General features: G+C 68.6%; 17 protein-coding genes. 11 read left to right on the top strand and 6 right to left on the bottom strand.

Annotated elements, in window-relative coordinates:
• Positions 1-9: 9 nt before the first annotated feature.
• The gene (gene secB / locus AC07U0_RS05820; RefSeq protein ID WP_494719064.1) at positions 10-519 is read right to left on the bottom strand and encodes a protein-export chaperone SecB; all 510 of its coding nucleotides are present in this window, start codon (positions 517-519) and stop codon (positions 10-12) included.
• 230 nt (positions 520-749) lie between these two features.
• Between secB and timA the strand changes: the two genes are divergently transcribed.
• The 5 genes from timA to AC07U0_RS05845 all read left to right on the top strand — a co-directional run bounded on the left by timA (position 750) and on the right by AC07U0_RS05845 (position 5,962).
• The gene (gene timA, locus AC07U0_RS05825; RefSeq protein ID WP_494719065.1) at positions 750-1,385 is read left to right on the top strand and encodes a TIM44-related membrane protein TimA; all 636 of its coding nucleotides are present in this window, start codon (positions 750-752) and stop codon (positions 1,383-1,385) included.
• Complete coding sequence (locus AC07U0_RS05830; RefSeq protein WP_494719066.1) at positions 1,385-2,566, top strand: MltA domain-containing protein; 1,182 nt, start codon at positions 1,385-1,387, stop codon at positions 2,564-2,566. The genes timA and AC07U0_RS05830 overlap by 1 nt, the downstream gene beginning before the upstream one ends.
• A gap of 67 nt (positions 2,567-2,633) precedes the next feature.
• On the top strand, positions 2,634-3,410 hold the full coding sequence (locus AC07U0_RS05835) for a DUF1223 domain-containing protein (RefSeq protein WP_494719067.1): 777 nt from the start codon (positions 2,634-2,636) through the stop codon (positions 3,408-3,410).
• 120 nt (positions 3,411-3,530) lie between these two features.
• On the top strand, positions 3,531-4,220 hold the full coding sequence (locus AC07U0_RS05840; protein WP_494719068.1) for a hypothetical protein: 690 nt from the start codon (positions 3,531-3,533) through the stop codon (positions 4,218-4,220).
• An 8-nt stretch (positions 4,221-4,228) separates the two neighbouring features.
• Entirely contained in the window at positions 4,229-5,962 is a 1,734-nt protein-coding gene (locus AC07U0_RS05845) for a CHAT domain-containing protein (RefSeq protein WP_494719069.1), read from the top strand.
• A gap of 90 nt (positions 5,963-6,052) precedes the next feature.
• On the opposite strand, the gene AC07U0_RS05850 is transcribed toward AC07U0_RS05845, so the two are convergent.
• Both AC07U0_RS05850 and glpK read right to left on the bottom strand, forming a co-directional pair.
• Complete coding sequence (locus tag AC07U0_RS05850) at positions 6,053-7,141, bottom strand: phosphotransferase family protein (RefSeq protein ID WP_494719070.1); 1,089 nt, start codon at positions 7,139-7,141, stop codon at positions 6,053-6,055.
• Positions 7,142-7,180: 39 nt separating this feature from the next.
• The gene (gene glpK / locus AC07U0_RS05855; protein ID WP_494719071.1) at positions 7,181-8,674 is read right to left on the bottom strand and encodes a glycerol kinase GlpK; all 1,494 of its coding nucleotides are present in this window, start codon (positions 8,672-8,674) and stop codon (positions 7,181-7,183) included.
• Between the two features lie 94 nt (positions 8,675-8,768).
• Here glpK and AC07U0_RS05860 point away from each other — a divergent pair, with 94 nt between their 5' ends.
• The 3 genes from AC07U0_RS05860 (at position 8,769) to AC07U0_RS05870 (ending at position 12,091) form a co-directional block, all read left to right on the top strand.
• Positions 8,769-9,773 (top strand): threonine ammonia-lyase, encoded by a 1,005-nt coding sequence (locus AC07U0_RS05860; protein WP_494719072.1) that lies wholly within the window; start codon positions 8,769-8,771, stop codon positions 9,771-9,773.
• Between the two features lie 63 nt (positions 9,774-9,836).
• The gene (locus AC07U0_RS05865) at positions 9,837-10,304 is read left to right on the top strand and encodes a MaoC family dehydratase (protein ID WP_494719073.1); all 468 of its coding nucleotides are present in this window, start codon (positions 9,837-9,839) and stop codon (positions 10,302-10,304) included.
• A gap of 110 nt (positions 10,305-10,414) precedes the next feature.
• Entirely contained in the window at positions 10,415-12,091 is a 1,677-nt protein-coding gene (locus tag AC07U0_RS05870; protein ID WP_494719074.1) for a sensor histidine kinase, read from the top strand.
• Between the two features lie 9 nt (positions 12,092-12,100).
• Here the strand turns inward: AC07U0_RS05870 and AC07U0_RS05875 are convergent, their stop codons facing one another.
• The 3 genes from AC07U0_RS05875 to AC07U0_RS05885 form a co-directional block, all read right to left on the bottom strand.
• Positions 12,101-12,556, bottom strand: coding sequence for a hypothetical protein (locus tag AC07U0_RS05875; RefSeq protein ID WP_494719075.1), 456 nt, complete (start codon positions 12,554-12,556; stop codon positions 12,101-12,103).
• A 68-nt stretch (positions 12,557-12,624) separates the two neighbouring features.
• Entirely contained in the window at positions 12,625-13,563 is a 939-nt protein-coding gene (locus AC07U0_RS05880; protein WP_494719076.1) for a Gfo/Idh/MocA family protein, read from the bottom strand.
• Positions 13,564-13,571: 8 nt separating this feature from the next.
• On the bottom strand, positions 13,572-14,729 hold the full coding sequence (locus AC07U0_RS05885) for a DegT/DnrJ/EryC1/StrS family aminotransferase (protein ID WP_494719077.1): 1,158 nt from the start codon (positions 14,727-14,729) through the stop codon (positions 13,572-13,574).
• 211 nt (positions 14,730-14,940) lie between these two features.
• Here AC07U0_RS05885 and AC07U0_RS05890 point away from each other — a divergent pair, with 211 nt between their 5' ends.
• From AC07U0_RS05890 to AC07U0_RS05900, 3 genes are all read left to right on the top strand, one after another.
• The gene (locus AC07U0_RS05890; RefSeq protein ID WP_494719078.1) at positions 14,941-15,498 is read left to right on the top strand and encodes a D-glycero-alpha-D-manno-heptose-1,7-bisphosphate 7-phosphatase; all 558 of its coding nucleotides are present in this window, start codon (positions 14,941-14,943) and stop codon (positions 15,496-15,498) included.
• A gap of 143 nt (positions 15,499-15,641) precedes the next feature.
• The gene (locus AC07U0_RS05895) at positions 15,642-16,526 is read left to right on the top strand and encodes an alpha/beta fold hydrolase (protein ID WP_494719079.1); all 885 of its coding nucleotides are present in this window, start codon (positions 15,642-15,644) and stop codon (positions 16,524-16,526) included.
• 108 nt (positions 16,527-16,634) lie between these two features.
• The gene (locus tag AC07U0_RS05900) at positions 16,635-18,914 is read left to right on the top strand and encodes an NADP-dependent malic enzyme (protein WP_494719080.1); all 2,280 of its coding nucleotides are present in this window, start codon (positions 16,635-16,637) and stop codon (positions 18,912-18,914) included.
• The last annotated feature ends 16 nt before the right edge of the window (positions 18,915-18,930 follow it).

The following is an 18,930-nucleotide window of genomic DNA, read 5'->3' on the forward strand; positions in this document are numbered from 1 at the left end:
TTCAGAGGCTTACGCCTGGCCGGCGCCCGCGTCGGCGTTGGCGGCCATCTGCTGCTGGCGAGCCATATAGATGGCCACGAAGTCGATCGGGTCCATCATGAAGGGCGGGTAGAAGCCGCCGTCCGCCGTGGCGCGGGCGACGATCTCGCGGGCGAACGGGAACAGGTAGCGCGGGCATTCGATCAGCAGCAGGGGCTCGATGTCGGCCGGGGCGACATTGTTCAGCTGGAACAGGCCGCCATACAGCAGTTCGACGTTGAACACGGTCATGGCGTCGGTCGAGGCCTTGATCGACAGCTTCAGGTCGACCTCGAACAGGCCGTCGGGACGGCCCTGGGCGTTCAGTTCGACGCCCATGTCGATGCCGGGCTTGCCCTCGATGCGCAGGCTGTCCGGGGCCTTGGGGTTCTCGAACGACAGGTCGCGGACATACTGGGCCAGGATGCGGAAGCCGCCGTTGGGCGGGGCGCCGTCCTGGTTTTGCGGGGCGTCGGCGGCGGTGGGCGAAACGTCGGTCATGGGCGAAGGGGCCGTGAATGGAGTGGACCGGTTGCGTCTCACGCGACCGGGTGAAGGCGCGGCGACTACCACGGCGGATGGGCGTGCGGCAACGGCGCGCGCCTGTCGGGGCATGTCGGCGGGTGCGTCTCGCCTTGCGCCGCCCTATATGAGACCCTAATCGTCCGTCGCGCGTTCCGGTTTGGCCCTGATTTGGGGCCGTCGGGCCCGACGTCATTCAGGATAGAGTCTTGCCGGTCCAGTTCCAGATCTTGCTCTTCGCGGGCATCGCCGTCTTCGTCCTGTTCCAGCTGTACAATGTGCTGGGCAAGAAGGTCGGGCGTCAGCCGCAGGACGACGCCCGCGCCCCGGTCCTTCCGACCTCCGAAGCCGTTCCTGTCCGTCCGGCGCTGGACGCGATCACCCTGGCCGCCATCTCGGGCCTGCGCGCCCGCGACCCCCAGTTCGATCCGCAGAAATTCCTCGACGGTTCGCGCCAGGCCTATGAGACCATCGTGCGCGGCTACGCCTCGGGCGACCGGGCTGCGCTGAAGCCGCTGCTGGCCCCCGCCGTGATGGAATCCTTCGAGCACGGCATCGTCGCGCGCGAGACCCGCGGCGAAACCGAACAGATCGAGTTCCTTCACGCGCCGCGCGCCGATCTGGAAAGCGCCACCGCCGAGGGCGACAAGGCCATCGCCAAGGTCCGCTTCCTGTCCGAGCTGCGCAGCAAGATCATCCCGCCGGAAGGCGAAGCCACCCCGGGCGCTCCGGGCGAGCCCCGGATCGAGGAACGCCGCACGGCCGAACACTGGACGTTCGAGCGCACCCTCGGCGCCGCCGATCCCAACTGGGTCCTGGCCCGGGTCGAGCCGGCCAACGCCTGATGCGGTCCGTGAGCGTGAAGGGTCTGCGGTCGGCCGCGACCGGCCTCGGCCTGGCGGTAACCGCCCTTCTCGCCGCCTGCGCCTCGACCGCGCCCGCCGTGCCGAACCGGCCGCCGGTGGTCTCGCCGGTTCCGACCCCGGTTCCGCCGCTCGTCCCCGGTCCGGCCGGGGCCGACAGCCCCGCGCGGTTAGCCGGCTGGGACAATGAGGATTTCGTCGCCGCCTTCGACGCCTATCTGAAGACCTGCGGCGTGGCCCGCGATCCGGCCGGCGCCCGCCAGTGCGCGCGGGCCATGGATCTGCAGCGCACTTCGCGCCCCGTGACCCCCGCCCTCGCCCGCGCCTTCTTCGAGACCGGCTTCCGGGTGGTTCAGGCCCGCACTGCCGACGGCCGCGACGGCCTGCTGACCAGCTATTTCGCGCCCGAATATTCGGCGAGCCATCGCCAGACGCCCGAGTTCGACATGCCGGTGCTGGCGAAGCCTCTGGATCTGGAACGCGCTTCCGGCGGGGTGGTCCAGCGCCGCCCGGACGGTTCGACCGGCCCCTATGCCGACCGGGCCGCCATCGAGGCCGCGGCCGCCGCGGGTTCGCCCTCGGCGCCGGTTCTGGCCTGGATGCGGGCCGAGGACCTGTTCTTCCTGCAGATCCAGGGCTCGGGCTATCTGACCTTCGAGGATGGAACTACGGGCCGCGCCGCCTATGCCGCCGACAACGGCCGCCCCTTCGTCGGCATCGCCCGGCCGATGGAGCAACAGGGCCTGCTGCCCCGCAACGGAACCTCGGGCGAGGCCATCCGCGCCTGGCTGGCCGCCCATCGCGGCCGGGAAGCCCGGGAGATCACGGCCCTCAATCCCCGCTATATCTTCTTCGACCTCCAGCCCGACGACGGCGGCAATCCGGCTGGAGCGGCGGGCGTGCCCCTGCCCGCGCGCCGGGCGATCGCGGTCGATCCGGCCAGCTGGACCTACGGCGACCTCGTCTGGATCGACGCCGACGGCGGCAATCTGAACGGCGCCCACGCCTCCTATCGCGGACTGGTCATGGCGCTGGACACCGGTTCGGCCATTCGCGGCCCGGTCCGGGCCGACTTCTACATGGGCCGGGGCCAGTCGGCGGGCGCCGAGGCCGGGACGGTCAGGCATCCCCTGCGGATGTGGCGTCTGGTCCCGAAACCTTGAACCCATCACTCGTCCCTCACGCAGATATGAGGGGCGGTCCCCGCCGCCGCCCGCTACGGTTCGCGGCATGACACTCAGGGGATGGATGATCGGGGCGGCGATGGCGGTCGCCGGGACCGCGACCATGGGGACGGCCCTTGGGTCGGCCATGGCGTCGTGGGCCCAGCCGGCGCCCTCGCGCAATCATGCCCCCGCCAACCGCCGTCCGCCGTCCGAGCCCGTGGTGGTCGAGCTGTTCACCGCCCAGGGCTGCCCCGGCTGTCCGGACGCCAATCAGGTGGTCGAGACCATCGCCGACGAGCCGGGCGTAATCGCCCTGACCTATGCCGTTGGCTACTGGGACTATATGGGCTGGCCCGACACCTTCGCCCGGCCCGAGTTCGCCCAGCGCCAGCGCGCCTATCAGACGGCGATGCGGCTGCGCGGCGTTTATACGCCCCAGGTCATCATCGACGGCCGCCGTCAGGTCTCGGGCGCCGAGGCCCCGGCCGTTCAGGCGGCGGTGGACGAGGAGGCGACGCGCCGGATCTTCCCGCCCCAGGTCGAGTTCCGCGAGAGCGGCGACCGCGTCGGCGTCGGCTCGGGCCGGGCCCCCGTCGGCGGCGCCGAGGTCTGGGCCGTGATCTACAAGCCCGGCGCCCAGACCGTGACGGTCAGCGGCGGCGACAACCGCGGTCGGGTGGTGCGCCACGTCAATGTGGTGCGCGACCTGCGCAAACTGGGCGACTGGAATGGCCGTCCGGTTCTCTATGCTCTTCCGGCGCAGCGCGATGCGGGTGAATCCGTCGCCGTCATGGTTCAGGCCAAGGGCGACCGCCGCATCCTGACCGCCGCCACCCTCTAGAGATGCGTCGGAAACGACTGGCGTTCGCCTAGTCAGGTTCTGGCAGTTTCGAAAAAACCGTTTACCGTCCAGCCTGTTGTCCGATCGGCTCGTCTGAAGCTGACGGTAACGGGGGATGTCATGAACACGCGCAGGGTCTGTGGGCGAACTGGACTGGTTTTCGGGGTCCTGCTGGCCGGGATCTCGGCCGCCTGCGCCGCCGTGTCCCAAACCGCAGAGGCTCCCGCGTCCGGGGCGGCCCGGATCACGCCAGAGGCCGACGGGGTTCGCCAGATGGTCACCGCCGCCGAGGTCGCGGCCTGGGGGCGGCGCAATTCGGACCCCGGCGCCCTGATCATGGCCGCCCGTCTGCTGGCCGAGGTGCCGGTGCGGCCGGGCGCCGACAGCGACACCGGCCTGACCCCCTCCCTGACCCCCGACGCCCTGCTGGACGAGGCCGCGGCGCTGGCGGCCGGACGACAGGGGGTGCTGGACGCTATCGAACGCCTGCGTGAGGGCACGCGCGGGGTCCAGTCCTCGCCCTTCGGCCGCGGGCCCATCTATCTGGTCCGCCAGATCCGTGCGCGTGAGACCTATGGCTTCGACCTGGAGGCGCGGGGCGGGGAGGTGCTGCGCGTCGCCGCCATCGGGGATGGCGACACCAATATCGACATGTCCGTGCGCGACGCCGACGGAGCCCTGCTGTGTCAGGACGGCTTCGGCGACCATTATCCGGTCTGCACCGTGGCCCGGGCCCGGTCGGGCAAGATGCGCGTCGACATCGTCAACCGCGGCGCGGTCTGGACCAAGGTCCAGATCCTGAGCAACTGAGGCCGCGCATGCTGAAGAGGGCAGGGGGCGTTCTGGCGGCGGTGGTTCTGGGCCTCTCCACGCCCGCCTTCGCCCAGACGCCTGCAACGGACACCCCTGAGGCCCTGCGCGCCGAGGCCTTCGAGGCGGCGCAGTGGGCCATCGCCTCGGACGCCGCCGACGCCCTGGCGAAGGTTTCGGCCCGGTTCGCCCAGGGCGACGATGCGCTCGGGCGTCTGGCCGAGGAACGCGAGACCCTGATCACCCGCCGCGACGGGCTGGAGCGGACGCTGGAACAGCTCTACGCCGCCGATGCGCCGGAGGCCCAGGCGCGCCGCGCTGCGACCCGAACCGACTATGAGGCGGTGCTGGCCCGGCTGAAGACCGTCGACGCCGATATCGAGACCCGCTTCCCCGCCTATTCCGAACTGACCAGCCCCCGGGCGCTCAGCGTTTCGGAGGCGCAGGGGCTGCTCAAGGACAATGAGGCCCTGCTGCTGGTCCTCGTGAATCCGGAAGCCACCTATGTCTGGGGCGTGTCACGCGACCGGATCGCATGGGCCCGGGCCGCCGATCTGGGCGACGTCGAAATGACCAGGGCGATCAATGATCTGCGCGGCGCCCTGACCACCGGCGCCTCGCGTGGCGATCCGACGCTGGATCCCTCGATCTTCGCCGGGCGTCCCGTCGCGGCCTTCGATCGGGCTCAGGCGTATCGCCTCTATTCGGAGCTGGTGAAGCCGGTGGAAGAGGTGTTCGAGGGCAAGACCACACTGATCACCGTGGTCACCGGCGCCCTGACCACCCTGCCTCTGGCGGTGCTGGCGACCGAGCCCCCGACCGGACCGGACACGGCGCCCGAGGCCCTGTCGACGACAAGCTGGCTGATCGATCGTTACGCGCTGGCGACCCTGCCGTCGGTGTCCAGCCTCAAGGCCCTGCGCTGCTACCTCGTCGCGGATCCGGCCGAGCGCAGCTCGGGGTGCCCGACGATGGCGGCGTCGCCGGTCCAGACGGCGGCCATTCCGTCTACGGCGCCCGGCTTCTCGCTGGCGGCGTTCGGCGCGCCGATCCTTCAGGGCGCGCCCCAGGACGGATCGCGCGGCGCCCCGCCTGCTGACGGGATCCTTGGCGAGGGCCGTCTGGCAGACGTCGCCAAGCTGAGGGCGCTTCCCTATCTGCCCGGCTCCAAGGCCGAGCTGGACGCGCTCAAGACCCGCTATCCCCGCGCCCTCGTTCGCACGGGCAGTGCGGCGACCGAAACGGCCGTGCGTCAGGGCGATGCGACGCCCCTGTCGCAGGCGCGGTTCGTGGTCTTTTCCACCCATGGGTTGATGGCCGGATCGACGGCGGGGGAGCCGGGTCTGGTCCTGACCCCCCCCGCCGAGGCCACCGAGGCTGACGACGGTTATCTGAGCGCCTCCGAGGCGGCCCAGCTGAGACTGCACGCAGAGTTCGTGGTCCTGTCGGCCTGCAATACCGCCGCATCCGACGGGCGGCCGGGCGGGGAGGGGCTGTCGGGGCTGGCCCGCGCCTTCTTCTACGCCGGAGCCCGGTCGGTTCTGGTGTCCCACTGGGAGGTCTCGGACACGGCGACCACCGAACTGATCTCCGACACCTTCGCGGCGCTCGACCGACCCGGCGCCGACGTCGGCGACCGCGCCCGGGCCCTGCAGAGCGCCATGCGCAGTGTCCGCGCCGACCGCCGCTGGACCCACCCGGCCTATTGGGCGGCTTTTACCTTGGTGGGTGAGCCGGGCTGAGCCCGGCGGCCCCATCATTCGCCGCGCCCCCCGGTCCGATCTTCGATCGGCCGGAGGACAGGCTCTGGCTCACTGCTTGAGGGCCTTCGGTTAGTTGGCCCCCGCCTTCTTGGCGAAGCCCCAGGCGGCGTCGGAGAGGGGGCCGACCTGGGCGGCCATGGTGCGGGCGTGGGCGCTGGAGGCGGTGCCGTCGCGGACGCGCCCGGCGATGCCCTGACAGATGGCGCCCAACCGGAACAGATTATAGGCCATCAGCCAGTCGAGATTGGCCGGGGCGCCCGCCCCGGTCTTCTCCGCATAGCGCGCCACCGTTTCCTCGATCGAGGGAATGCCCAGCGCCTTGAGGTCGACTCCGTTGATGCCGTTCCTCTGGCTGGCCGGGAGGACCCAGCCGATCAGCATGTAGGAAAAGTCCGCCATCGGATCGCCGAGCGTCGACAGCTCCCAGTCCAGCACGGCCCGGACCTCCGAGGCCTCGGCGGCCATGATCAGATTGTCGAGGCGGAAGTCGCCGTGGACGATCCGCGCCGGCCCCTCGGGCGGCAGGGTCGAGGGCAGGTAGTCGATCAGCCGGTCCATGGCCGGGATCGGGTCGATCTCCGAGGCCCGGTACTGTTTGGTCCAGCGCCCGACCTGCCGCTCGAAATAGTTGCCCGGCTTGCCGTAGTCGCCCAGGCCGATCGCGGCGGGGTCGAAGGCGTGCAGGGCGGCCAGCGCATCCGTCTGGGCCTCATAGATGGCGCGGCGCTCGGCGGGCTCCATCCCCGGCAGTTTCAGGTCCCACAGAACCCGGCCCTCGACCTTGTCCATGACGTAGAACATCGAGCCGATGACGGCATCATCCGTACACAGAGCATAGGGGCGGGCGACCGGATAGTTCTGTTTCCACAGGGCCGAGATGACGGTGAACTCGCGGTCCACGGCGTGGGCCGAGGGCAGCAGGGTCCCGGGCGGCTTGCGGCGCAGGACATAGGACCGGCCCGGGGTGATCAGCTCATAGGTCGGGTTGGACTGGCCGCCCTTGAACTGGCGGACGGTCAGCGGACCCTCATAGCCTTCGACGTTCGCCGCCAGCCATTCGCCGAGTTTGCCTTCGTCGAGGGCGTAGCGGGGGTCGACCTCGCGCGTGCCGGAGAAGGCTGCCTGGGCGTCGAGATTGGGGGAGGCGGCGTCGGTCATGGATCTTCCTCGGTCGGCGTCTTGAAGACGCTCTGTCGTTCAGTTCGCGGCGATGATGGCGGCCTTGACGGCCTTGCGCCAGCCCTTGAGCAGCCGGTCGCGCTCGGCGGCCTCCATGCGTGGAGTCCAGACGGCGGGCGCCTCGGTGGTGTGGACCTCGAGATCCGCGATCAGGCCGACGCCCAGCGCCGCCAGCTTGGCCGCGCCCAGAGCCGTCATCTCCTGGAAGGCGGGCCGTTCGACCGTGACCTCGCAGATGTCGGCGACGAACTGCATGGCGAACGAATTGGCCGTCACCCCGCCGTCGACCTTGAGCACGGCCAGCCGGGGCGCCCCGTCGGCGGCGAGGGCGTCGAGCAGGTCGCGCGTCTGATAGGCCAGGGCCTCCAGCCCGGCCCGGACGAAGTGCGCGGGCTTCGAATCCCGGGTCAGGCCGATGACGGCGCCGCGCGCGTCGGGCTCCCACCAGGGTGCGCCCAGACCGGTGAAGCCGGGGACCAGATACACCCCGCCATTGTCCTTCAGCCCTTGGGCCATCGCTTCCGAGTGGCGGCTTTCCGAGATCATCCCGACCCCGTCCCTCAGCCACTGGATCGCCGACCCGGCCGAGAAGATGGAGCCTTCCAGCGCATAGGCCGCGGTCTCACCGACCTGATAGCCGAGGGTGCCCAGCAACCGACGGGTCGAGGCGACCGGCTGGTCCCCGACATTGGCGACGAGGAAGGCGCCGGTGCCATAGGTGATCTTGGCGTCGCCGGGGTTCAGGGCGCCGTGGCCCACCAGCGCCGCTTGCTGGTCGCCCGCCGACCCGGCAATGGGCAGGGGGCGGCCGAACAGGCTGGGGTCGCTCTCGCCGCTGATCTCCGCGCAGCCGACGATGCGGGGCAGGGCGGCCTTGGGCACGTTGAACAGGTCGCACAGGTCGTCGCGCCATTCCCGGGTGCGAAGGTCCATCAGGGAGGTGCGGCTGGCGTTGGTGGCGTCGGTGGCGTGGCTCTGGCCGTTGGTCAGCTTCCACACCAGCCAGGCGTCGATGGTGCCGAGTTTCACCTCGCCCTTTTTTGCTCGCTCCCGCGCGCCGGGGACCTTGTCGAGCAGCCAGGCGAATTTGGTCGCCGAGAAATAAGGATCGAGGATCAGGCCGGTCGCCGCCTGGACCATGGTCTCATGACCTTCGGCGGCGAGGCGGGCGGAGACGTCGGCGGTGCGCCGGTCCTGCCAGACGATGGCCCTGTGCAGGGGCTCGCCGGTGGCGGCGTCCCAGATGACCGAGGTCTCGCGCTGGTTGGTGATGCCGATGGCGGCGAAACGCGACACACCGCCGGCTTTGCGGATGACCTCGCGGCAGGTCTGCAGGGTCGCGGTCCAGATCTCGGCGGCGTCGTGCTCGACCCAGCCGGAGTGGGGGAAATGCTGGGCCAGCTCGATCTGGCTGATGGCGACGGCCCTGAGCGACTGATCCTCCGCGACCTCGAAGGCGATGGCCCGGCTGGAGGTCGTGCCCTGGTCGATGGCGAGGATCAGATTGGACAAGGACGTCTCCCGGAACGGCTTGGCGGAAAGTCAGGGCAGGAACTCTTGAACTGGCCCTTACGCATGACTTCGGCTTTGGTTTAAGCAGCGGGACATGACCTTGCACACCCCCTCGTTTGATGGCGTCCGCGACGCCGCCCGCCAGATCGCCGGCGTCGCCGTGCGCACCCCCCTGATCGAGAGCCGGGCGCTGAACGAACGTCTGGGCGGACGGGTGCTGATGAAGGCCGAGACCCTGCAGCACGCAGGGGCCTTCAAATTCCGCGGCGCCTATAACCGGATCAGCCGGCTGACGGATGCGGAGAAGGCGAGGGGGGTCGTGGCCTATTCGTCGGGCAACCATGCCCAGGCGGTCGCGGCCGCCGCGAAGATGGTCGGAACCTCGGCCATCATCGTCATGCCCGCCGACAGCCCCAAGGTGAAGGTCGAGGGCGTCATCGGCTTCGGCGGCGAGGTGCGGATGTACGACCGCTACACCGAGAGCCGCGAGGACATCGGTGAGGAGATCGCGGCCTCGAAGGGTTCGATCCTTGTCCGCCCCTTCGATGACCCCTTCATCATCGAGGGCCAGGGCACAGCCGGGCTGGAGATCGTCGAACAGGCCGCTGAAATCGGTGTCGGCGCTCTGGATCAACTGTTGTGCGGCACGTCCGGCGGCGGTCTGATGGCCGGGATCAATCTGTCGATGGCCGCCCTGTCGCCGACGACGACCTGCTGGGGCGTCGAGCCCGCCGACTACAACGACACCCAGATTTCACTGGCGGCGGGCGAACGTCTGACCCATGCCCCGGCCAGGGGCACCATCTGCGACGCCCTGATGACCGACCGGCCGGGCGAGCTGACCTTCTCCGTCAACCGTCGGCTGGCCGGAATCCTGACCGTCACCGACGCCGAGGTCGCCGAGGCCGTGCGCTACGCCTTCCGGACCCTGAAGCTGGTGGTCGAGCCGGGCGGGGCGGTGTCTCTGGCAGCCCTGCTGACCGGCAAGGTTTCGACGACGGACAAGACGACCGCCATCGTCCTGTCGGGCGGCAATGTCGATCCGGCCCTGTTCTCGGCCATCATCGAGGATCGCTTCGAGGATCGCTTCGGGGGCTGAAAACGCGCTGGCCTACCCCAGGGGAAGGCGGATAGCCTCACCCAAAATCAAGGGAGCGATGTCATGACCAAGGCCACCGAACTCGAAGGACTGATCGGCACGGAGGTCGGGGTCTCGAAATGGATCGAGATCGACCAGAAGCGCATCGACGCCTTCGCCGACTGCACCGAAGACTGGCAGTTCATCCACATCGATCCCGAAGCGGCGGCCAGGACTCCGTTCGGCGGCACGATCGCACACGGCTTCCTGACCCTCAGCCTGATGTCGGCCATGAGCTATGACGGCGTGCCGAAGCTCGAGAACGTCGTCATGGGCGTCAACTACGGCTTCGATAAATTGCGCTTCATCAGCCCGGTCGCCTCGGGCTCCAGGGTGCGCGGCCGCTTCAAACTGCTCTCGGCCGAGAACAAGGGCTCGGACGGCGGCGTCACCCGCTGGCTGATCAAGCATGAGGTCACCGTTGAGATCGAAGGCGGCTCCAAGCCTGCCCTGATCGCCGAATGGCTGGGCATGCAGATGGTGACCGACTGACGCAAAACGGGAGCCCTTGAGTCTGAAGCACTCGCTCAGGTGGTGGTGGGTGGCCTCTTAACCTGTTTCTGCTACGGACCGTACCAAAGGGTCTTTGTAAGGGATCAACCTTGCACCACCACGGCGGCGTCTTTCTTCTTCTGGCCTATGCCGTCGCGGTTCTGGCGGGATGGACCGCGCTCGACCTGTTCCAGCGCATCCGGGGCCGCGAGGGCCGCGACCAGACGCCCTGGCTGGCGGCCGCGGCCGTGGCCATGGGTGGCGGCATCTGGGCGATGCATTTCATCGCCATGCTGGGTTTCGATCCCGGCGCTCCGGTCCGCTACGATCCCGCCCTGACGGTCCTGTCCTTCCTGCTGGCGGTGCTGGGCACGGCCGGCGCCTTCTTCACCGCCTCGCGGGACGGGCTCGGGGCCAAACGCATCCCCTTCGCCGGCGCCGCCATGGGGACGGCCATCGCCCTGATGCACTATGTCGGGATGGCGGCCATGCGCACGGCCGCCACCGTCGGCTGGCGTGCGGACCTGATCGCCTTTTCCATCATCATCGCCATCGGCGCCTCGATCACCGCCCTGTGGGCTGCGCGGCGCGAAACCTCCATCGGCTGGCGCGCCGCCGCCGCCGCCATTCTCGGCCTGGCGGTGGTGGGCATGCACTACACCGGCATGGCGGCGCTGGATCTGAGACCCGTCGCTGACGTCATGGACGACGCCGGCGCCCCGCCCCTCGCCATCGCCGTCAGCGTGGCCGCCGTCACCGCCGTCATCCTCTTCATCGCCCTGGCCGCTTCCATGGCCGACGACCGTGCCCGGCTGGTCTCGGTCCTGGCCGCCGCCGACGTCGGATACTGGGAGCTCAATCTCAGGGACCGCACCTTCACCCTCTCGGCCCGGGCGCGCGAACTGGTCGGCCTGGCCGATGACGATCCGACCGGCGCGATCGAACACCCCGTCTGGATGAACGACGACCATCTGGCCGCCCGCGCCGAGGCGCTGGAGAAGGCCATCGCGGGCGAGGCCGACTATGACGTCGAATATCCGATCGGGACCACCGGCCGCTGGGTCCAGTCGAAGGGCAGTCTGGTTCGCGCCCGCTCGGGCCGACCTCTGAAGCTGGCGGGGGTGGTGTCGGACATCACCGACCGGAGGCGCGCCTTCGAGGATCTGGAGACCAGCGAGCGCCGCCAGAAGCTGCTGATCAACGAGCTCAATCACCGGGTGAAGAACACACTGGCCACCATCCAGTCGATCGCCATGCTGACCGCGCGACGCACGGAATCGGTGCCCGAATTCTCTGCCCAGTTCGAGGCGCGGCTGATGGCCCTGTCGGACACCCACAATCTGCTGACCGCCACCGGCTGGGAGCAGGCGATGTTGCGCGACATGCTGGGGCGCGAGATGCGGCCCTATTCGCCCGAACAGTTCGCGCTCGACGGGCCTGATGTCCTGTTCGCTCCGCCCCAGGCCCTGGCCATGGGGATGATCATCCACGAACTGGCCACCAACGCCGCCAAACACGGCGCCCTGAGCCGCCCCGGCGGCCGGGTCTCTGTGCGCTGGACCGCGCCGGACGCGCAAGGTCGGGTCGCGCTGGACTGGATCGAGACGGGCGGGCCGAAGGTGGCCAGATCCAAACCCGAACGCTCCGGCTTCGGCTCACGCCTGATCGCCACCAGTCTGAAGGGCGACCTCGGCGGCGCGGCCGAGCTGGACTACGCTCCCGAAGGTTTCCGCGCCCGCCTGACCTTCAAGCCGGCGCCGCAGCGGGCGACTGCAGCCGCGGTCTGACGCGGGCCTTCAAAGCGAAAGCCGTTTTCCTCGGGCCTGCCACCCGCAAACGCCGGCTGCGACCCCGCCCGGCAGGATGGCGACCATGAACAGCATGATCCCGAAGTGCGGGGAGAACAGAAGTCCGACAAGGCCGGACATCGCCGCTCCCACCACCGCACAAGCGATGACCCAGAACCAGACCGGCATGGAGATCCGGGACACCGGGAAGCAGACGAACCCAGTGAAGAGGGCCGGTACGATGGCCAGACCGTAGGCGAAGACCAGCGAGAAGATTGAAAGGCCGATCATCTGGCCGAGCCCCGTCAGAAGGGCCTGCCCGCTCGTGATCGCAGGAAGACCTGATCGGTAGACGAGGATGCCCAGAAGCTCGACCCAGATGATCAGCCAGCCAAACAGCGGGCCCTTCGCCGCAAAGCCGCCGGCGAAAAACATCCAACGATCACTGGTGAGCGGCTGGGCCACAGGGAACAGCTACGCTTGTCGGGCAGAAACCAATATGCGGCGCGAGGCCGCATATTGGTTCACTCTGATCACTGTCCCAGGCACCTCAGGGCGACCTCGAGGTTGCGCAGGCCGTCCTCGCCGGTGACGGCGGGGGTTTCACCAGTGCGGATGGCGTGGGCGAAGGCTTCCAGCTCCTTCTTGAGCGGTTCGTTCGGCCAGCTCATCACGCCGCGCGTGGAGTAGGAGCCGTCCGGCTGCTGGCCGAAATATTCGGTGACCTGACGCGTCATCAGATCGGCGACGACGAATTTGTTGTGGGTCGCGACCTGCAGGGTGCGGGTCTTGTAGGGCGTGACCCAGTTGGTGGTGATGTGGGCGATCACCCCGTTCTCGAGGCGGAACTGCAGCAGGGCCGTGTCCTCGCGGTCGGCGCGGGTGCGGGCCAGCTGCGGCTGGACTTCGGCGATCTCCGAACCGGTGAGGTGGCGGATGATGTCGATGTCGTGCACCGCCAGGTCGATGACCACCCCGACCTCGCCCATGCGCGGCGGGAAGGGGCCGACGCGGGTGATCTGGATGGAGATGACTTCCTCGCCGGCGATGGCGCGTTTGACCGCCTCGACCGCCGGGTTGAAGCGCTCGACCTGACCGACCATCAGGACGCGGTCGTTGGCCTTGGCGGCGTCGATCATCCGCTGGGCGTCGGCGACGGTGGCGGCGATGGGCTTTTCGACCAGGACGTGGACGCCCGCTTCCAGCAGGGCGACGCCCAGCTCGGCGTGGTGGCGGTTCGGGGTGGCGACGACGGCGGCTTCCAGACCGGCCGCGACGAAGTCGGCGGCGGTGGTCAGGGGCTGGGCGTCGAAGGCTGTGGCGACATTGCCGGCCGTGGCGCTGTCGGGGTCGAAGACCACGGCGAGTTCGAACTCGCGCATCTCGGACATGACGCGGGCGTGGTTGCGGCCCATGACGCCGACGCCGGCGACGCCGGCGCGCAGGGTGGTGTGCAGAACGGTGGGGTTCATGTCGGTCCTCAGGCCTTGAAGCTGGCGACGGCGGCGATGACCTTGTCCTGGGTCGCCTCGTCCAGGTCGGCGTGCATCGGCAGGCTGATGACGACCTCCTTCAGACGCTCGGTGACCGGCAGGCCCTGGGGACCGCGCGGATAGTGCTCATAGGCCGGCTGGAGGTGCAGCGGGATCGGATAATAGACCGCCGTCGGCACGCCCTGTTCCTTCAGATGAGCTGCCAGCGCATCGCGGTTCGGGTGTTCGATCGTATACTGGGCCCAGTTGGAGATATTGCCCTCGGGCACCTCCGGCACTGCGGCGACGTGGGGCGCCAGCGCTTCGTTGTAGCGTTTGGCGATACGGTTGCGCCATTCGATCTCCTCGCCGAAGACCTTCAGCTTCTCGATCAGGACGGCGGCCTGGATGGTGTCCAGACGACTGTTCAGGCCGACGCGCATGTTCAGATATTTGGGGTCGTGGTCGAAGGTGCGATCCTTCAGGTCCACCGCCACGGCCTTGCCGTGCACCCGGATGGAATCCATCAGCTGGGCCAGTTCGTCGTCGTCGGTCAGGACCGCGCCGCCGTCGCCGTAGCAGCCCAGCGGCTTGGCCGGGAAGAAGCTGGTGGTGGTGACGTCGGCCCATTTCAACGGGTGGTCGCCGTCGATGGTGCAGCCGAAGCCCTGGGCCGAGTCCGAGATCAGCTTCAGGCCGTGCTTGTCGCAGACCGCCTTGATGGCGGCGTAGTCGGCGGGCTGGCCGAACAGGTCGACGGCGATGACGACCTTCGGCGTCAGTCGGCCTTCCTCGATCGTCGCCTCGACGGCGGCCGCCAGATGGCCCGGGTCCATGTTGTAGGTCTTCTCATCGACGTCGATGAAGACCGGCTCGGCGTCGAACCACGGCACCACCTCGGCGGTGGCGGCGAAGGTGAAGGAGGGCACGAAGACGGCGTCGCCGCGGCCCACGCCCCAGGCCATCAGCGGCAGGGCCAGGGCGTCAGTGCCGTTGGCGCAGCCGAGAGCGTGCTTCGCCTTGCCGAAGGCGGCGAGGTCGGCCTCGAACTGGCGCACCTGCGGACCCATGACCCAGGCGCCGCCGACGACGGCGTCCTGAACGGCGGCCTCGATCTTGCCGCCGAGGCGAAGGCGCTGGGCCTGAAGGTCGATGAAGGGGATCATGGGGTTATCGTTTCATCTCTTGTCCGGCGCGTCCCGCTTCAGGAGAACACGGCCGGAGCGACGCAATGGCGTCCGCCCGGGAAAAGCCTCCGCAAATCAGCTCGGAGGCGACGATGGTGGGGCGGTCTAGCAAATGACGGTTCCTGACGCCAAACACGACAGGGTCACTTCGCGTTGCGACTTGCAACGTTGGGCGATAGACCCGAAGGGCATGACGACAGAATCCGCCTCCTCCCCGACTTCCGCCCCCATCGCCAATCCGACCGGCGTCCCGGCTGTCTTCCTGGACCGCGACGGGGTGATCAACGTCGACGTCGGCTATCCGCATCGTGAACAGGATCTGGAGTTCATTCCGGGCGCGGCCGAGGCCATCCAGCTGCTCAACCAGCAGGGCTATCTGGTCGTCATCGTCACCAACCAGTCGGGCGTGGCCCGGGGGCTGTTCGACGAGGCCACGATGAACGCCTTCAACGCCCTGATCGTGCGGCGACTGGGCGCCAGGGGCGCGCTGATCGGCGCGGTCTATGCCTGCCCCTGGCACCATGAGGCGCGGGACCCGGCCTGGTTCCACGAGGATCACCCCGACCGCAAACCCAATCCGGGCATGCTTCTGCGGGCCATAGCCGACCACAATATCGACCCGGCCAAGTCCTTCATGATCGGCGATCGTGAGTCAGACATGGAAGCCGCTCGTCGCGCCGGGGTGAAGGGCTTCCTGTTCCACGGCCCTGATCTCGCCGACTTCGTGCACGACGTTCTGGGCCTCTGACCACGCTCGCGCGTTAAGCGTCCCGGGAGCCACAGAGCTCGCCTGTTCGGAGAGTTGCCCCCGGCGGCGGAATCGCAATTCGCCCGACGTTGAAATACGCTGTCCGGGCGGGGGCGCATCGTGGGTTACGGGGTACTGAGATCATGGCCGCGCCAAATATCGCCTTCACCGAGCGTCGCTGGACCTCGCCCGACGGGCTCAGCCTGTTCGCCCGCGACTATGCGCCGGGGTCTGGGCCGGCGAAGCTGCCGCTGATCGCCATCCATGGCCTGACCCGCAACAGCGCCGACTTCGACGGCATCGCCCCGCTGGTGGCCCAGAGCGGACGCCGGGTACTGGCGCTGGACGTGCGCGGCCGGGGCCGGTCTGACCGGGCGCCCGATCCGATGACCTATACGCCGGACGTCTATGCCCGCGACGTCGTCGCCCTGATGGAACAGGCCGGGATCGAGCGCGCCGTCTTCATGGGCACCTCCATGGGCGGACTGATCACCATGGCCCTGACGGCGATCAAGCCCAGGGCCGTCACAGCCGCCATCCTCAACGACATCGGGCCCGAGGTCGCGCCCGAGGGTCTGGCCCGGATCGCCGCCTATTCCGGCCAGCCGGTGGACACCCCGACCTGGGCCGCCGCCGTCGACTATGCGAAGCGCATCAATGAGGTCGCCTTCCCCCACTATGGCGACGCCGACTGGGAAGCCTTCGCCCGCCGCATCTTCCGCGACGGCACGGAGGGGACGCCGGTGCTCGACTATGACCCCGACATCGCCGTGCCGATCCGGGCGGCCGGGGCCAAGGCCCTGGTCCCGAATCTCTGGCCATGGTTCCGTAAACTGGCGAAAAACCGCCCAACCCTGCTCGTTCGTGGCGGAAACTCGGACCTTCTGAGCGCCGGGATCGCCGCGAAGATGAAGAAGGCCGCACCCGCCATGGACCATGTCGAGGTTCCCGGGATCGGCCACGCCCCAATGCTGGACGAGCCGGAGGCCAAGGCGGCGATCTTCGAGTTCCTCGCCGGGGTCGACTAGACAAGGATTACCCCGGGTCAAGTTCGGCCCGGGTTGTCCCCTCGCCAGCGTCGCTCTAGGAACAGTCGGGTTCCGACACGATCCGCAGACGCGCGCGAAAAGGCCCCCATGCCCGACCTGACTGACAAACAGACCTTCTCCGATCAGGACGCGCTGGATTTCCACAAGGTCCCGACGCCGGGCAAGATCTCCATGGCGCCGACCAAGCCCATGGCGACCCAGCGCGACCTCTCGCTGGCCTATTCCCCCGGCGTGGCCATTCCGGTGCTGGCGATCGCCAAGGATGCGGACCTCGCCTACGACTACACCTCCAAGGGCAATCTGGTCGCGGTGATCTCCAACGGCACGGCGATCCTGGGCCTCGGCAACCTCGGTCACATGGCCTCCAAGCCGGTGATGGAGGGCAAGTCGGTCCTGTTCAAACGCTTCGCCGACGTCGACAGCTTCGATGTCGAGGTGAAGACCACCGACCCGGACGAGTTCATCACTGTCGTCAAGAACATCGGCGACACTTGGGGCGGCATCAATCTGGAGGACATCAAGTCCCCGGAATGCTTCGTGATCGAATCCGAGCTGCAGGACCTGCTCGACATCCCGGTCTTCCATGACGACCAGCACGGCACGGCCATCATCTCGACCGCGGGCCTGATCAATGCCGCCCATATCGTCGGCAAGAAGCTGGAGGACCTCAAGGTGGTCCTGGCCGGCGCCGGGGCCGCGGGCCTGTCGTCCATCGCCCTGATGAAGGCGGCGGGCGTGAAGGCCGAGAACACCGTGATCGTCGACCGCGACGGCGTCGTCTACAAGGGCCGCCCGACGGGCATGGACCAGTGGAAGGCCGCCCACGCCACCGACACGCCCCACCGCACCCTCGCCGAAGCCATGGTCGGCGCCGACGTCGTGCTGGGCCTGGCAGCCAAGGGCGCGATCACCAAGGAGATGGTGGCCTCCATGGCCCCCAATCCGATCATCTTCGCCATGGCCAATCCTGATCCGGAGATCACGCCCGAGGATGTGATGTCGGTGCGCACCGACGCCATCATCGCCACCGGCCGCTCGGACTATGTGAACCAGGTCAACAACGTCCTGGCCTTCCCCTATCTGTTCCGCGGCGCGCTCGACGTCCGCGCCCGCCGCGTCAATCACGAGATGAAGATCGCCTGCGCCCAGGCCATCGCCGCCCTGGCGCGCGAGGACGTGCCGGATGAGGTCGCCGCCGCCTATTCGGGCCGCAAGCTGAAGTTCGGCCCCGACTACATCATCCCGACGCCCTTCGATCCGCGCCTGATCTGGTACATCCCGCCCTTCATCGCCCAGGCGGCGATGGACACGGGCGTGGCCCGCCGTCCGATCGAGGACATGGAGGCCTATCGCAACTCGCTGCGCGAGCGCGTCGATCCTTCGGCGGCCCTGATGCAGAAGATTTCCTCCGCCGTGCGCGCCGCTCCGAACAAGCGGGTGGTCTTCGCCGAGGGCGAGGAGACCCCGGTCATCCGCGCCGCCTGGGCCTTCAAACAGTCCGAACTGGGAACCCCGGTCCTGCTGGGCCGCGAGGACCTGATCCGCAAGAACGCCATCGAGGCCGGCCTCGACTTCGACGCCCTCGGCATCGAGATCGTCAACGCCCGCGTCAGCCACAAGAACGTCGAATACACCGATTGGCTCTACGCCAAGCTGCAGCGCCGCGGCTATCTGCGCCGCGACGTCCAGCGGATGATCAATCAGGACCGCAACTATTTCGCCGCCGCCATGGTCGCCCTGGGCGACGCCGACGCGGTGGTCTCGGGCACGACCCGGAACTTCAACATGGTCCTGCGCGAGGTGCGCCGGGTCATCGACGTCAAGGACCGGCTGATTGGCCTGTCGATCGTGCTGGCCAAGGGCCGGACCCTCTTCGTCGCCGACACCTCCATCCACGAACTGCCCGACGCCCAGGAACTGGCCGAGATCGCCGTCCAGGCGGCCTCCGCCGTACGCAAGCTGGGCCGCACTCCGCGCGTCGCCTTCCTCAGCCACTCGACCTTCGGCGACCCGCCGGGAGAACGCGGCGAGAAGGTGCGTGAAGCGATCCGCATTCTCGACAGCATGGATGTCGACTTCGAATACGAAGGCGAGATGCCGCCCGAACTGGCGCTCGACCCGTCGGCCCGCGCCAACTATCCCTTCATGCGGCTGTCGGCCGACGCCAATGTGCTGGTCATGCCGGCGATCCAGTCGGCCTCGATCTCGACGCGTCTGGTCCAGTCGCTGGGCGGAGCGACCGTGATCGGACCGCTGCTGGTCGGATTGGAGAAGTCGGTTCAGATCGTCAGCCTGGGCGCCTCGGTTTCCGAGATCATCACCGCCGCCACCTTCGCCGCCTATGAAGGCGGAGCGCCGGAGCTCTAGGCTCCGGCGTCAGCGT

This window comes from Brevundimonas sp. GW821-FHT02A10 (genome assembly GCF_059422025.1).

Coding starts and splice junctions, on each gene's coding strand:
- secB (WP_494719064.1), bottom strand. CDS start 519: ATGACCGACGTTTCGCCCACCGCCGCCGACGCCCCGCAAAACCAGGAC.
- AC07U0_RS05830 (WP_494719066.1), top strand. CDS start 1,385: ATGCGGTCCGTGAGCGTGAAGGGTCTGCGGTCGGCCGCGACCGGCCTC.
- AC07U0_RS05835 (WP_494719067.1), top strand. CDS start 2,634: ATGACACTCAGGGGATGGATGATCGGGGCGGCGATGGCGGTCGCCGGG.
- AC07U0_RS05840 (WP_494719068.1), top strand. CDS start 3,531: ATGAACACGCGCAGGGTCTGTGGGCGAACTGGACTGGTTTTCGGGGTC.
- AC07U0_RS05845 (WP_494719069.1), top strand. CDS start 4,229: ATGCTGAAGAGGGCAGGGGGCGTTCTGGCGGCGGTGGTTCTGGGCCTC.
- AC07U0_RS05850 (WP_494719070.1), bottom strand. CDS start 7,141: ATGACCGACGCCGCCTCCCCCAATCTCGACGCCCAGGCAGCCTTCTCC.
- AC07U0_RS05860 (WP_494719072.1), top strand. CDS start 8,769: ATGACCTTGCACACCCCCTCGTTTGATGGCGTCCGCGACGCCGCCCGC.
- AC07U0_RS05865 (WP_494719073.1), top strand. CDS start 9,837: ATGACCAAGGCCACCGAACTCGAAGGACTGATCGGCACGGAGGTCGGG.
- AC07U0_RS05880 (WP_494719076.1), bottom strand. CDS start 13,563: ATGAACCCCACCGTTCTGCACACCACCCTGCGCGCCGGCGTCGCCGGC.
- AC07U0_RS05885 (WP_494719077.1), bottom strand. CDS start 14,729: ATGATCCCCTTCATCGACCTTCAGGCCCAGCGCCTTCGCCTCGGCGGC.
- AC07U0_RS05890 (WP_494719078.1), top strand. CDS start 14,941: ATGACGACAGAATCCGCCTCCTCCCCGACTTCCGCCCCCATCGCCAAT.
- AC07U0_RS05895 (WP_494719079.1), top strand. CDS start 15,642: ATGGCCGCGCCAAATATCGCCTTCACCGAGCGTCGCTGGACCTCGCCC.
- AC07U0_RS05900 (WP_494719080.1), top strand. CDS start 16,635: ATGCCCGACCTGACTGACAAACAGACCTTCTCCGATCAGGACGCGCTG.